Raw genomic sequence first — 14,790 nt, forward strand, 5'->3', positions numbered from 1 at the left:
CCCGTACAACCAGTACGAGGACGTGGGGGCGGCACCACGATGCACCCGTCTGACCACGAATACACCGGCAACGTTCTGAGCCACACCACTAGCTAGATCGTCCTCGCCCACTGGGCGACGGCGGCGTGGTAGTCGGGGGCGTTCGGCGCGTAGTTGATCGAGTGGCCGTAACCGTTGAGGACGTAGGTGTCGAGGCGCGGGACCGCGGGGAAGAACGGGGCCTCGTCCGCCTTCAACGCGGCGGGGCTGGAGCAGTCGCTGCCCATCAGGGGGAGGCCCGAGCTGCAGAAGTGGGTGTCGTTGCCCACCACCAGGAAGACCGGCACCCTGATCTGGCGCGAGATCGGGATGATCACCGTGTTGAGCAGGATCGTGTCGACCGCCTCGGTCACGGCGAAGACGTCCTTGGTGGCCTCGTCGAACGAGATCGAGCCCGGGATCAGGGGACCCGGTTTGTGGAACGAGTTGTAGCGGGTGTTCGGCATCGTGGTGAGGTAGCCGAGGTCCAGGCCCGCCGGGATCATGTTGGCCAGCACCGGGACGACGGTCACGTAGTTCATCTTGTGCGTGAAGCCGGTGACCAGGACGCCGTCGACGTCGCGGTAGGTGCCCGCCTCGATCATCGCCATCGCCGAGCCGATGGAGTGGCCCGCGACGATCACCTTGGTGAAGCGGGGTTTCAGGGTATTGATGACCTGGTGGACCGCGCTCGCCTGGGTGGAGGCGGTGACCAGGGCGCTCAGGGGTTTGCTGCTCTTGCCCGTGCCCAGGCGGTCCAGTGCGAGGGTGGCGAAGCCCGCCTGGTTCTGGGCCTTGGTGAACGAGTGGGTCGACGGTTCGAAGCCCACGTCCCAGTACGTGCGGTCGTAGGTGCCGCCGGGGATCAGGACCTGCACGGTCTTCGCGCCGTCGGGGACGCAGAGCCTGCCCGCCATCGTCTCCTGCGTGGTGACCAGTGGGGTCAGGCCGATGCGCACCGGGTAGGTGACGTCCCGGCAGGAGGTGGCGGCGGAGGCCGGGTGCGGGGCTAAGAGGATTCCGGTGGCGAGCAGCGCTACGGCGCAGAGCCGGCGGAAGCGCATGGGGGTACTACCTCCAACTAGTTGCGGGGGACGGCCTTCATGAGCAGGCCGTGGGGGTACGGCGCCGACGTGAACTTCACGCGTGCCGGACGGGTGGGGACCAGTCGCCAGCGGGCGGCGATCGTGGCGAGGGTGATGACGATCTCGGTCTGGGCGAAGGTGTTGCCCAGGCACTGGCGGTTGCCGCCGCCGAACGGGATGAACGCGCCGCGCGGCAGGCCCGCGCTGAACTCAGGGGTCCAGCGGTCGGGCCAGAAGCGGTGCGGCGACGGGAAGTAGCGCTCGTCGTGGTGCAGGGCGTGGGGGCTGACGATCACCTCGGCGCCCGCCGGCAACGAGACGTCGCCGAGCTGGACCTCGGTCAGCGTCCGGCGCATCACGAACCAGATGGGGTACTTCCGCAGGGTCTCCTGCACGATCCGCGCCGTGCAGGTGAGGGACGGGACGTCAGCGAACGTCACCGGGCGGTCGCCCACCACCGAGTCGACCTCGGCGTGCAGCCGTTGTTCGACCTCCGGGTCGCTGCCCACCTCGTAGAGGGCCCAGGCCAGCGCGATCGCCGTGGTCTCGATGCCCGCGGTGAGCAGGGTCAGGACCTCGTCGTAGGTCTGCTGGTCGGTCATGCCGACGCCGTCCTCCTGCGCCAGCAGCAGCATGGACAGGACGTCGCCGGTGTCGCGGCCGTCCGCTCGCCAGCTCTCGATCACCTGCAGCACCACGGCTTTCATGCGCGCGATGGCCGCGTCGAACCGCCGGTTGCCCGGCAGCGGGAGCTTCTCGATGAACGACGGGGAGAGCGCGCGGATCATCCCCTGCTGGATGACCGTGAAGATGGACCGGCGGACCTCCTCGACCGCGCGCCTGCCGATCTCCGTCGAGAAGAGCGTCTCGCCGACGATGGTGACCGCGAGCTCCTGCATGTCGTTCTCGATGGTGCGGATCTCGCCTGCCTGCCAGCGCGAAGCCAGCGAAGCAGCAGCACGAGCCATCGTCGAGGCATAGGCTTCAATCCGTTCCCGATGGAACGCCGGTTGCATCATCCGGCGCTGGCGCAGGTGGTACTCGCCGTTCGACAGCAGCAGTCCCGTCCCCAGGTAGGGCTGGAACTTGTCGAACATGGCGCCCTTGCGGAACTTCGACCCCTGCGACACGAGAACTTCGTGTGCCAGCGCAGGGCTGGTGACGAAGTGCGCGTGCAGCGGGCCGAGGTCGAGGCGCACGACGTCGCCGTGTTCGTGCAGCGCGTCGGTGAACCTGGCGCGCCGCGCGAGCATCGACGGGGTGTGCCCGAGCAACGGCCATCGGTGGGGAGCCACCGGGACGGGCATCCGGACTCCTGAGGAGTTGGGCCGAATGGGGATGGACCACCCTAGGAGCCGTTTGGGGTAAGACGACAGTGCCTGAACGGGTGGTTCGGCGTCACTCTGATGGTGCAGTGCGCGCGGCGCGCGGGTGACTAAGCTCGTGCGTCTTCCCCGACGAGCCACGCACGACCTAAGAGGTGTTTCCCGTGGCAGAGACCCAGAACTGGGTTCCGCTCGGCATCGACACGAACGTCCCGAGCATGGCCCGCGTCTACGACTACATCCTCGGCGGCGCCCACAACTTCGCCGCGGACCGGCAGGTCGGCGGCCAGATCGAGAAGCTGGTGCCGGGCCTGCCCAGCGTCGCCAGACTCAACCGCCGGTTCCTCGGCAGGGCGGTGAACTTCCTCATGGACCAGGGGATTCGCCAGTTCCTCGACATCGGGTCCGGCATCCCGACCGTCGCGAACGTGCACGAGGTCGCCCAGGAACGCGACCCCGCCGCGCGCGTCGTCTACGTCGACAAGGACCCGGTCGCCGTCGCCCACAGCCAGTTGTTGTTGGCTGACAACGAAAACGCCGCCATCGTGCAGGCCGACATGCGCGAACCGGAGGTCGTGCTGTCGAGCCCCGAGGTCGCGAGGTTGCTGCGCCTCGACGAACCGGTGGGGCTGTTGATGCTGCTCATGATGCATTGGGTGCCCGATGAGGACGGTCCGGAGAAGCTCGTCGCGCACTACCGCGACGCGCTGCCCGCCGGCAGCTTCCTCGTGATGACGCACGTGGCCAAGGACCAGATCGACGACAGCGTCGACGAGGCCGCCGCGGTCGTGAACCGGAGCAGGAGCGCCGACCAGATGCACATGCGCGACCACGCGCGGGTCAGTGCGCTGTTCGACGGATTTTCGCTGGTGGAGCCCGGTTTGGTCGGCTGCGGGGAGTGGCGGCCGGACGGACCTGGGGATTTCGCTGACGAGGCGTCGATGAACATGTTCTTGTACGCTGGGGTCGGTCGTAAGGACTGAAACCACGCTGTAGTGTCGGAGGATCACACGGTTGGCGCAATGGGCGTCGACTGCCGGTGGGTAAACTGCCGGACACTCTCCAACCCATACAGGGCAACGGGAATGACGAAACCGAGCCGAAGACCCGATGCCGCTCCACCCGAGGACACCACCGCCGTCCGTGCGCGAGAAGCCTTGTCGCGCAAGTGGAGCTACCTGCTCAGCAGCGTCGTCGTAGTCGCGCTGAGCAGAGAGGAGCTGGACGCCGAACTGGGCGCCCAGCTCGACGCATTGTGCGCGGCGCTGCACAGCGAACCGTTCGACCCTGCTCCGTTCGAGGAGGTCGGCGAACGGCTCGTCGCTCTCGGCTACGTCAACGAGCCCGGGCTGAAGCGCACGGTCGACGTGCTCGGCAAAGGCTTGCTGGCGCTGGAGGAGTTCCGCTCGAGCGACCAGCACACGGTCCGCGTGGTGGGCGGGATCGGCGCGCTGACGTGCGGCTTCACCGCCGCGAGAGCACGCGCGATCCTGGACCAGCAGGAGAGCATGCAGCGCTCGCTGCTCAAGGCCGCCCACGACGCGCAACGGGACCAGCGCCAGAGCGAGGCGAAGTTCGAGGGCATCGCGTCCTCGTCCACCAACGGCGTCCTGATCGTCGGCCTCGACGGAAGACTGGCCTGGGGCAACGAGTCGATCGGCGTGATCATCGGACGTCCGCCCGAGCCGGGCACCCGTCTCGTCGAGCTCATCGCACCGACCTCGATCGTCGTGTTCCGCGAGATGATGGAGACGGTCCTCTCCGAGCGCGGCGAGTTCGAGCGCGAACCGATGCAACTCGTGCGCGGTGACGGCGAGTTCGCCAAGGTGACGCTCACGGCGTCGCTGCTCAGGGACGACGAGGGCCAGGCCAGCCACGTCCTCGTGATGGCGGACGACGACACGGAACTTGCTCTGTTGCAAGGAGAACTGCGTCGTCAGTCGCTGCACGACGTGCTGACCGGGCTGCCGAACAGGCAGTTCTTCACCACCCACCTCGAGACGGTGCTGCGCAGGGCCGATCCCGAGTTCGGGGTGACGGTCCTCCACCTCGACCTCGACGCGTTCGGCCTGGTGTGCAACAGCCTCGGCGCACGGGTCGGCGAGCACCTGCTCCAGCACGTCGCCCGCAGGCTGCGGGCCGTGATGTCGCACGAGAAGTCCATGGTCGCGCGGTTCGACGGCGACGAGTTCGGCATCGTCGTGGAGAACACGGCGCGCACGCCGGACGTCGCGACCACGATGGCGAACATCAACGCCGACCTGGGCGAACCGACCTATGTGGACGGTCACGGCCTGGCGGTGTCGGTGAGCGCGGGCGTGGTGCACCGTCCGCCGGCCGACGTCGACCCGGTCGAACTGCTGCGCACGGCCGACCTGGCGCTGCGGCAGGCCAAGCGCGACCGCCGCGGCCAGTGGGAGTTGTTCCACGCCAGCGAGGACGCCACCGGACGTCGTGACGCGGCTCTGGCCGTCGTGATGCCGGGAGCGTGGGAACAGGGCGACATCGGCGTCGTCTACCAGCCCGTGCGCGACCTGGCGACCGGCGGCCTCGCCGGCGTGGAGGCGTTGCTGCACTGGGATCTCTCGGACAGGTGTGCCGTGCTCGCGGACGAGAGCGGGCTCATCCTGCCGATGGGCGAGTGGCTGATCAGGATCGCCACCGGCCAGGCCCAGTGGTGGCGCCAGCGCGGCGAGCTCGACCAGCAGTTCGGCGTGCGGCTCACGCACCACCAGTCGACCGACGCGGACCTGGTGTCACGGGTGTCGAAGGTGCTGGAGGAAACGGCGATGCCGGCCGCCAGGCTGACGCTGAGCATGCCGGTCGGCGTGCTGGGCGTGGCCGTCGCGGCGGACAACCTGGGCACGCTCGCGGACATGGGCGTCCGGATCGCCCTCGACGACTTCGGGCTCGGCCCGCGCGACCTGGCCTGGCTCTCGGCGCTGCCGGTGGTGTCCGTGCTGGTGCCGGAGGACCTGGTGCGCAGGCAGGATCCCCGCTCCGCCGCGCTGGTCCCGGCCGTCCACGAGCTGGGCGTGAACCTCTGCGTGGACGGCATCGAGTCCGCCGAGCAGGAGAAGTGGTGGACGGAAGTGGGCGCCGACCTCGCGACCGGCGCCCACTACGGCTCCCCGCTCGACGCGGGGGCGTTCCTGCGGAAGATCAGTTAGTGGTGGCCCGGAAGGGTGCCGGGCCACACCACTAGATCCCGCGCTGCCACTCGATCATGGCCGAGTGGTAGCGGCCGGCCGTCCTGGTGTCGAAGTTGAAGACGTGCCCGTACCCGTTGACGACGAAGCCGTCGACGCGCGGTGCCTTGGGGTAGAACGGCTTCTCGGACCTGACCAGCGCCGCGGCGGACGAGCAGTCGGCACCGAGCGGCGGGGTGCCGCAGAAGTAGTCGGCCGAGGTCTGGACGGTCATCACCGGCACGTTGATGAGGGCGCTCACCGGCAGCACGAGGTTCGACATCAGCGCGGTGGTGACGAACTCGCTCGCCGAGACGACGTCCTTCGTGGCCTCGTCGAGGGCGTTCACGGCGGGGATGCTCGGGCCCGGCGCGTGGAACATGGTGTAGCGCGAGCCCGGCGCCGTCGTCAGGTAGCCGACGTCGAGACCTCGCAGGCTGAGCTTCGGGTCGATCACCGCGGGGATCAGGTTCGTCAGCGCGGGCACGGCCCTGACGTAGTCCCACTGGTGGGTCATGCCGGTGACCAGCACGCCGTCGACGTCGCGGTACCGGCCCGCCTCCGCCATCGCGATGGCCGAGCCGATGGAGTGCCCGCCGACGAGGACCTTCGAGAACCGCGGGCGCAGCTTCTGGATGATCTGGTGCACCGCCTCGGCCTGGTTCGGCACGTCGACGAGGATGCTCAACGGCTTGGAGCTCTTGCCGGAGCCGATCCGGTCGACCGCCATCGTGGCGATGCCCGCGCTGTTCATCGCGCGCGTGACCGACCGGGTCTCGCCCTCGACCGGGATGTCCCAGTAGCCACTGGTGTACGTGCCACCGGGAACGAGCACCTGAACGGTCTTGGCTCCCTGCGGGACGCACAGCCTGCCGTACATCGTCTGCCGGATGAGCCCGAACTGAACGGGCGTGTACACGTCCTCGCAGGTGGTCGGGGCAGCGCTGGCCGGCGCGGGAACCGGCAGGAGGGCAGCGAGCAGCACGGCGGCACAGAGCCGGCGGAAACGCATGGGGGAACAACCTCCAGCTAGCGGGGGACGACCTTCATCATCAGGTCGTTGGGGTAGGCCGCGTTCGTGAACTTGGTGCGCACGGGCCGGTCGGGGACCAGCCGGTAGCGGGCGCAGACCGTCGCCACGACGACGGCGATCTCGGTCAGCGCGAAGTGGTTTCCGATGCACTGGTGGATGCCGCCGCCGAACGGCACGAACGCGCCCTTGGGCAGCCGCTTCGCGCGTTCGGGGGTCCAGCGGTCCGGGTCGAAGCGTTCGGGGTCCGGGAAGTTCTCCGGGTCGTGGTGCATGGTGTGCGGGCTGAGGATCACCTCGGTGCCGGCCGGCAGCACGGCGCCACCGAGCACGACCTCCTCGGCGGTGCGGCGCATGACGAGCCAGAGCGGGTACTTGCGCAGGACCTCCTGTGCGACCTGGCCCAGGTACGTCAGCCTCGGCACGTCGTCGATCGTCACCGCGCGCCCGGCCAGCACCTCGTCGACCTCCGCCACCACCCGTCGTTCGACCTCGGGGTTCGCGGCGATCTCGTGGAAGATCCAGGCCAGCGCGAGCGCGGTGGTCTCGATGCCCGCGGTGAGCAGCGTGATGACCTCGTCGAAGACCTGCTCGCCGGTCATCGGTTCGCCGGTGTCGGAGTCCTTGGCCCGCAACAGGGTCGACAGCAGGTCGCCGTGGTCGGTGTCGTCGTCGCGGCGGCTCTCGATGACCTCGGTCACGATGGCCCGCATCCGGGCGATGGCCTCGTCGAATTCGCGGTTGGCCGGGATGGGCAGCTTCTCGACGAACCCCGGCGAGAGCGCGCGCAGGATGCCGTTCCTGATGATCACGAAGACCGAGCGGCGGGACTCGTCGATCGCCTTCCTGCCGATCTCGGCGGAGAACAGCGCCTCGCCGACGATCGTGACCGCCAGGCCCTGCATGTCGGCCTCGAGCTGCCTGATGTCGCCGGGACGCCACCCGTCCAGCAGGTCGAGCGTCGCGCGGAGCATGGTGTTCGCGTAACCGGCGATCCGGTCGCGGTGGAACGCCGGCTGCACCATCCGGCGCTGGCGCAGGTGGAAGGCCCCGCTCGACACCGCCAGGCCGTTGCCGACGAACGGGCGGAACTTGTCGTACATCCGGCCTTTGTGGAACTTCGGCGCGTCGGTGACCAGCACCTGGTGCGTCAAAGCCGGACTGGCGACGAAATAGGCGCGCATCGGCCCGAGGTGTACTTCGACCAGATCACCCTGGTCGCGTAAATTCCCGGTGAATGCGAATCTTTTCCTGAGCATTGGCAACGAATGCCCGAGAAATGGCAGCCGACCGGGTGCCACCGGGACGGACATCATCGCTCCTCGCGAGGTGGTGAAGAGATCGGGCCACCCTATGAGTCGTTCGGTCGAGAGTGACAGTGCCCGATCGGGTGGAGTGTGTTCACACTTGCGGCCTAGTCGCTAGCGCTTTGTGCATGACTAAGCTAGTGCGTCCGCAACGCGGTTGCGTCCGGAAACCTGGAGAGGGTGGGTCGTCGTGTCCGACGTGCAGAACTGGGTTCCGCAGAGCGTGGACGTCTCCGTGCCCAGTGCGGCACGGGTGTACGACTACCTGCTCGGGGGCGCGCACAACTTCGCGGTCGACCGCCTGATGGGCGACAAGGCCGAGGAGATGATGCCGAACTCCCGCAGCGCGGCCAGGCTCAACCGGGCCTTCCTGCGCCGGGCGGTGCGGTACATGACCGACCAGGGCGTCCGCCAGTTCCTGGACATCGGCTCCGGCATCCCGACCGTGGCCAACGTGCACGAGGTCGCGCAGGACGAGGCCCCGTCCAGCCGCGTCGTGTACGTGGACCGCGACCCCGTGGCCGTGGCGCACGGCGAGCTGATCGTCGCCGGCAACGACCGCGTCGGCGTGCTGCAGGCCGACATGCGCGACCCCGACAGCATCCTCGGCAGCGCCGAGGTCAAGCGGTTGCTGGACTTCGACCAGCCGATCGGTCTGCTGATGCTGTTCATGGTCCACTGGGTGCCGGACGACGCGGACCCGCAGAGCCTGCTCAAGCGGTACCGCGAGGCCCTGCCCAGCGGGAGCTTCCTCGCGATTTCGCACATGGCGGGCGACCACGTCAACGAGGACGCCAGGTCCGTGACCGACCGGATGGCCAAGTCGGGCGGCGGTGCCGTCGCCTATCGCGACCGCGCGGAAATCGAGTCCTTCTTCGGCGATTTCGAGCTGGTCGAGCCCGGACTCGTCAAGTTCGCCGAATGGCGGCCCACCGGTCCCGGTGACATCTCCGATGATCCAGCGGTGAACAGGATCGCGTTCGCCGGCGTCGGCCGAAAGCCATAACCATTCTCGATGGTGTGAACTCGATTCACGCGGCCGGTTGAGGCGGCGCCGACTCTGCGTGGGTAAACTGCCGGACCTCAGAGCCCACTGCGAGGCGGCCCTCCGAATGTCCAACCCGAGTCGAATACCTGATGTAACGCCCTCGCCTCAGGACAATGAGCGGGCGCGGGTCACGCTCGCCCACAAATGGTCGTATCGCCTGCTCGGAGCAGTCGCGATTCCCCTGGGCCGAGACGATCTCGACGACGAACTGCGCGTCCGGCTGGACGCGTTGTGCTCGATGCTGCACGCCGAACCGTTCGCCACCGCGCCGATCGAGGCGGCGGGCGCGGACCTCGCGACGCTGGGCCATCTGGGTAAATTCGGTCTGCGCTGCACGACCGAGGTGCTCGGCAAGGGCCTGCTCGCGCTGCCGGAGTTCCAGCCGGTCTCGCGGTACGCCGAACGGATTGCGCTCGCGATGGGTGCGCTCGGCACCGGCTTCACCGGGGCGAACGCGGAGTCCGTGCTGGTGCAGCAGGAGAGCATGCAGCGGTCGCTGCTCAAGGCCGTCCGCGACGCGAACTGGAACCTCAAGGAGAGCCAGGCCCGGTTCAACGAGGTCGTCACGTCGTCCACCAACGGTGTGCTGATCGTCGGGCTCGACGGCCGGCTGCTCCAGGTGAACGCGGCCATCGGCCAGATCCTCGGCCGCACCTCCGAAGAGCTCACCGGCACCCCGTTGCTCGACCTGATCGAGCCCTCCTTCGTCGAGACGCTGCGGGAGTCGATGACCGACCTCGCCGCCGGCAGGACCGAACGCTTCCGGCAGTCGCAGCGGTTGCTGCGCGAGGACGGCGACTCCGCGCCGGTGACGCTGGCCGCGTCGCTGCTGCGCGGCGCCGACGACAAGCCGATGCACTTCGTCGTGGTGGTCGAGGACGGCACGGAACTGGCGCTGCTGCAGAGCGAACTCCAGCGGCAGGCGTTGCACGACCCGCTGACGGGCCTGCCGAACCGCCAGTTCTTCACGACCCAGCTGGAGATCGCGCTGCGCAAGGCCGATCCCGAGCACGGCATCACCGTGTTCCACCTCGACCTCGACGCGTTCGGCATGCTGCGCGACAGCTTCGGCGGCCGGGTCGTCGAGCGGTACCTGCAGCACGTGACCGGGCGCCTGAAAGCGTTGCTGGCGGCCGAGAAGGTCATGATCGCCCGCTTCGGCGGCGACGAGTTCGGCGTCCTCGTGGAGAACACGGCGAACACGCCGGGCATCGACACGATCATGAAGAGCATCAACGAGGACCTGACGGCCGAGCCGACCTTCGTGGACGGCCACGGGGTCTCGGCGTCGATGAGCGCGGGTGTCGTGCACCGTCCCGGCAGCGACGAGGAACCGCTCGACGTGCTGCGCTCGGCGGAGAGGTCGTTGCGCCGGGCCAAGAAGGGCAGGCGCGGGCAGTGGGAGCTGTTCCACGCCGGTCAGGACGCCGAGGAACGCCGTGACGACGCGCTGGCCGTGGAGATGCCGGCCGCGTGGGAGAACGGCGAGATCACCGTGCGGTACCGCCCGGTCGTCAGGCTGTCGGACGGCGCGGTCACCGGTGTCGAGGCGGAGTTCCACTGGGACAGGCCGGAATCCGGTGCGCTGGACCACGACCGGTGCGCGGACCTCGCCGAGCAGACCGGGTTGATCCTGCCGCTCGGCGGGTGGCTGCTGCGGGTCGCGGGCGGCCAGTCGACGTGGTGGCGGCAGCGCGGCCAATTCGACCAGCCGCTGGCCGTGCGCCTCACCGCGCACCAGGCGTCCGACGCGGACCTGGTCTCGCGGGTGGTGGAGGTGCTCGACCAGATCGGGGTGCCGCCCGAGCAGTTGATGATCAGCGTGCCCGGCGGCGTGCTGTCCGTGCCCGACGCGGCGGACAACGTGGCCGTGCTGGCCCGCATGGGCGTGCTGACGGCGATAGACGACTTCGGCATGGGACCGCTGGACTTCGGCCTGCTCGCGGCGGACCTGCCGGTGCGCGCGGTGCGGGTGGCGCGCGGCCTGGTGAAGTCGCGGTCCCCGTACGTGGTGGCGCTGCTGCCGTTGCTGCAGGAGCGGGGCGTGTCGGTCGCCGTGGAGGGGATCGACAGCGCGGAGCAGGCGCAGTGGTGGTTCGACGCCGGTGCGGACTTCGCGACCGGTGACCACTTCGGCGTGGCGCGCACGCCGGGAGACTTCTTGCAGGAGCTGGAACTCCGGTGACCGGACGGGGTCGGGGTCACGTCCGGCCACCGGAGAAGCACTAGCCGGCGAACTTCGCCAGCGCCTTGGTGAACTCGTAGGTCTGCTGGTTGATGCCGCTGCACGACGAGCTGATCGCGCCGCGGCACCGCGTCACCGCCGGCCGCGCGGATGTCGGTGATGAGCGTTTTGTCCGACCCCATGAGCGAGCGGCTGCCGTTCATGCTTCTGAACTGCGGTGTTCCGGCGCTCCGAGTGGGTCTGAACGATCTTGTCGGTGTCGCGTGGTGCAATCGATGCGTGGCACTTCCACCCCAGCTGGTCCGCCGGAAGCCGGAGACGCGCCCGCGTCCCCGGTGGGACGCCGCTGCCCAGCGGGTCTTCGAGCACGAGGGTTTCGTCCGCGTGCTCGGTGGCCCCGGCACCGGCAAGACGACGCTGCTCGCCGAAATGGCCGCGCACGTCGTGCTGGAGCACGGCGCCGATCCCGAGAACGTGCTCGTGCTGACGGCGAACAGGCGCGCGTCGGTGGCGTTGCGCGCGCAGATCACGCAGTTGCTCACGGGGCGGCTGTCGGCGATTCGCGAGCCGTTGGTGCGGACGGTGCACTCCTACGCGTTCGCGGTGCTGCGCAACCAGGCGGTGCTGCTGGGCGAGCCGCCGCCGCGGTTGCTGTCCGGGCCAGACCAGGACGCGATGGTGCGTGAGCTGCTCGCCGGCGACGTGGAGCTGGGCGCGTTGAAGTGGCCGGAGCGGTTGCGGCCGGCGTTGGAGCTGCCGGGCTTCGCGCACGAGCTGCGGGACCTGCTGCTGCGGGCGGCGGAACGCGGGCTCGGGCCGGAGGACCTGATCGAGCTCGGCGAGCAGCACGGGCGTGACGAGTGGGTGGCGGCCGGGCGGTTCGGGGCGCAGTACGAGGCGGTGAACCTGCTGTCCGGGATGGACTCCGCGACGGCGTACGCCCCCGCCTACGACGCGGCCGAGCTGGTGTCGTCGGCCTACGCGGCGTTCGTCAACGACGAGGACCTGCTGTTCGCCGAACGGCGGCGGGTGCGGTACCTGCTGGTCGACGACGCGCAGCACCTCGACCCGATGCAGTACTCGCTGATCCGCTCACTCGGGTCGGGCGCTGCGCGGTTCGTCCTGGCCGGTGATCCGGACCAGGCGATCTTCACGTTCCGCGGCGCCGATCCGGAGATCCTGCGGGACGCGGACGGCGAGACGGTCGTGCTGCGGCAGTCGCACCGGATGATGCCGGAGGTCCGGGACGCGGTGGCGCGGCTCGCGGCCCGGCTGCCCGGCGCCTCTCCCGCGCGGGTGGTGGACCCCGTGGACGGCGAGGGGTCCGTGCAGGTGCGGTTGCTCGCGTCGTCCGCGCAGGAGGCGACGTGGGTGGCGGACCAGCTGAGGCGCTCGCACCTGGCCGACGAGGTGCCGTGGTCGCAGATGGCCGTGGTGGTGCGGTCGGCGACGTTGTCCCTGCCGGTGTTGCAACGGGCGTTGCTCGCGGCCGGGGTGCCGGTGTCCGTCGCGTCGGACGAGTTGCCGCTGGCGCAGCAGCCCGCTGTGCGTCCGTTGCTGGCGTTGGTTCGTGCGGCCGCCGCGCCGGGGTCGTTGGACGAGGACACGGCGGCGATGCTGCTCTCGTCCTCGTACGGTGGCGCGGATCCGTTGGCGCTGCGGCGGTTGCGGCGTGGTCTGCGGCGGCTGGAGATGGCCGCCGGCGGTGACCGGCCGAGCGGCGACCTGCTGGTCGAGGTCGTGGAGACGGCCGACCGGCTGGCGGCGCTGGAGTACGCGGAGTCGTTGCCCGCGCGGCGGATCGGACACCTGCTGTCGTTGGCGCGCAAGGCGATCGAGGCGGGGAAGTCGGTCGAGGTCGTGCTGTGGGACCTGTGGACGGCCACGGGCCTGCAGGACCGCTGGGTGGCGCAGTCGGCCCGGCGCGGCATGCCGGGCATGCAGGCGGACCGGGATCTCGACGCGATCGTGGCGTTGTTCGAGGCGGCCGCGAAGTACGTCGACCGGCTGCCCGGTTCGGGGGTCGCCGGGTTCGCGGACTACCTGGAGTCGCAACGGATCGTCGGCGACACGCTGGCCGCCTCGGCCCCGACCGGGGAGGCGGTGTCCGTGCTGACGGCGCACTCCGCGGCCGGGCGCGAGTGGGAGGTCGTCGCGGTCCCCGGCGTCCAGGAGGGCAGCTGGCCCGACCTGAGGCTGCGCGGCACCGTCCTGGGCGTCGAACGCATGGTGGACGTGCTGGCCGGCTTGGAGCCGTCGGTGTCGGCGGTGGCGCCGATCCTCGCGGAGGAACGCCGGCTGCTGCTGGTCGCCGCGTCGCGGGCGCGGTCGAAGCTGCTGATCAGCGCCGTGCGCGGGGAGGACGAGCAGCCGTCGCGGTTCCTGGACGAGATCGAGTCGTCCGCCGAGGACGAACGCAAGCTGCACCGCCCGCAGCGCGGCCTGGTGCTGGGCGAGCTGGTGGGCGAGCTGCGCCGGGTGGTGTGCTCGGACTCGGAAGGTGTCGATCGTCGGGCGCGGGCCGCGGAGCAGCTGGCCCGGCTGGCCGAGGCAGGCGTGCCCGGAGCGCACCCGGAGTCCTGGTACGGGCTGGCGGAGGTCTCCGTCGACGCTCCACTGTGGACGGAGGAGCAGAAGGTCAGCGTCACGCCGTCGACCATCGAGGTGATCACGAAGTGCCCGCTGCGGTGGGTCGTCGAACGGCACGGCGGGCAGGACCCGGCCGAGCTCGCCTCGGTGACGGGCACGCTGGTCCACGCGCTGGCGCAGGCCGCGTCGTCCGGCGCCGACTCGGCCCAGCTGCGGGTGAAGCTGGACGAGGCGTGGGCCGCGGTGGACGCCGGAGCACCGTGGTTCTCCCGCCGCGAACGCCTGCGCGTGGAGAAGATGCTCGACACGTTCCTCGCCTGGCTCGCCATGAGCCGCAGCCAGCTCACCCAGGTCGCGGTCGAGGAGGAGATGGTCGTCGACGTGCCGAAGCGCGACGGCGGCCCGTGGCTGCAGGTCCGCGGCAGGGTCGACCGCCTCGAACACGACGAGGACGGCCGCCCGGTCGTGATCGACCTCAAGACGGGCAAGAGCCCCGTGTCGCGCGAGGCCTCGCAAGAACACCCGCAGCTGGCCGTCTACCAGCTGGCGTCGTCACTAGGCGGCTTCACCCACATCGGCCTCGGAACGGAGCCGGGCGGCGCCCGCCTGCTCTACGTGGCGAAGGAGGACAAGAAGACAGGAGCCGTCGAACGCACCCAGGCGCCACTCGACGAACAGGGCGTGCGGGCGTGGCTGGAGGTCGTGCAGGGCGCCGCGGAGTCGGTGCTCGGCCCGCAGTACACGGCCCGGGAGAACGCGGACTGCGACCGCTGCCCGGCGCGCACGACGTGCCCGGTGCACCCCTCCGGGCGGCAGGTCAGCGAGTAAGCACTGTTGATCTGTCAGCTTCCAGCGGGTGAGCACGGTGCCGGGCGAGCGTGCGGCGGGCGAGTGTGCGGCGGGCGAGCGTGCGGTGGGCGAGTGTGCGGCGGGCGAGCGTGCCGGGCAGGGATCTGTCGGGCGGGGATCTGTCGGGCGGGGATCTGTCGGGCGGGGATCGCCGGGCGAGCTTGTG

9 protein-coding genes are annotated in these 14,790 nt (G+C 69.8%); 5 read left to right on the forward strand and 4 right to left on the reverse strand.

Features of this window, described 5'->3' with window-relative positions:
- Window positions 1–92: 92 nt before the first annotated feature.
- Complete coding sequence (locus IEY88_RS39290) at window positions 93–1,082, reverse strand: alpha/beta hydrolase (RefSeq protein ID WP_189160007.1); 990 nt, start codon at window positions 1,080–1,082, stop codon at window positions 93–95.
- A gap of 17 nt (window positions 1,083–1,099) precedes the next feature.
- Window positions 1,100–2,410 (reverse strand): cytochrome P450, encoded by a 1,311-nt coding sequence (locus IEY88_RS39295; protein ID WP_189160008.1) that lies wholly within the window; start codon window positions 2,408–2,410, stop codon window positions 1,100–1,102.
- Between the two features lie 182 nt (window positions 2,411–2,592).
- Between IEY88_RS39295 and IEY88_RS39300 the strand changes: the two genes are divergently transcribed.
- Window positions 2,593–3,411 (forward strand): SAM-dependent methyltransferase, encoded by an 819-nt coding sequence (locus IEY88_RS39300; protein WP_189160009.1) that lies wholly within the window; start codon window positions 2,593–2,595, stop codon window positions 3,409–3,411.
- A gap of 174 nt (window positions 3,412–3,585) precedes the next feature.
- The gene (locus IEY88_RS39305) at window positions 3,586–5,598 is read left to right on the forward strand and encodes a putative bifunctional diguanylate cyclase/phosphodiesterase (RefSeq protein WP_229694179.1); all 2,013 of its coding nucleotides are present in this window, start codon (window positions 3,586–3,588) and stop codon (window positions 5,596–5,598) included.
- Window positions 5,599–5,629: 31 nt separating this feature from the next.
- On the opposite strand, the gene IEY88_RS39310 is transcribed toward IEY88_RS39305, so the two are convergent.
- On the reverse strand, window positions 5,630–6,628 hold the full coding sequence (locus tag IEY88_RS39310; RefSeq protein ID WP_189160011.1) for an alpha/beta hydrolase: 999 nt from the start codon (window positions 6,626–6,628) through the stop codon (window positions 5,630–5,632).
- A 17-nt stretch (window positions 6,629–6,645) separates the two neighbouring features.
- Window positions 6,646–7,959: a cytochrome P450 gene (locus tag IEY88_RS39315; protein ID WP_189160012.1), complete on the reverse strand. Its 1,314-nt coding sequence runs from the start codon at window positions 7,957–7,959 to the stop codon at window positions 6,646–6,648.
- 184 nt (window positions 7,960–8,143) lie between these two features.
- Here IEY88_RS39315 and IEY88_RS39320 point away from each other — a divergent pair, with 184 nt between their 5' ends.
- From IEY88_RS39320 to IEY88_RS39330, 3 genes are all read left to right on the forward strand, one after another.
- The gene (locus IEY88_RS39320) at window positions 8,144–8,959 is read left to right on the forward strand and encodes an SAM-dependent methyltransferase (protein ID WP_189160013.1); all 816 of its coding nucleotides are present in this window, start codon (window positions 8,144–8,146) and stop codon (window positions 8,957–8,959) included.
- A 106-nt stretch (window positions 8,960–9,065) separates the two neighbouring features.
- Entirely contained in the window at window positions 9,066–11,186 is a 2,121-nt protein-coding gene (locus IEY88_RS39325) for a putative bifunctional diguanylate cyclase/phosphodiesterase (protein ID WP_189160014.1), read from the forward strand.
- Between the two features lie 201 nt (window positions 11,187–11,387).
- Window positions 11,388–14,603 (forward strand): ATP-dependent helicase, encoded by a 3,216-nt coding sequence (locus IEY88_RS39330; RefSeq protein ID WP_189160085.1) that lies wholly within the window; start codon window positions 11,388–11,390, stop codon window positions 14,601–14,603.
- Window positions 14,604–14,790: the final 187 nt, after the last annotated feature.

The organism is Lentzea pudingi, assembly GCF_014646255.1.
In the GTDB taxonomy this organism is placed as follows: domain Bacteria; phylum Actinomycetota; class Actinomycetes; order Mycobacteriales; family Pseudonocardiaceae; genus Lentzea; species Lentzea pudingi.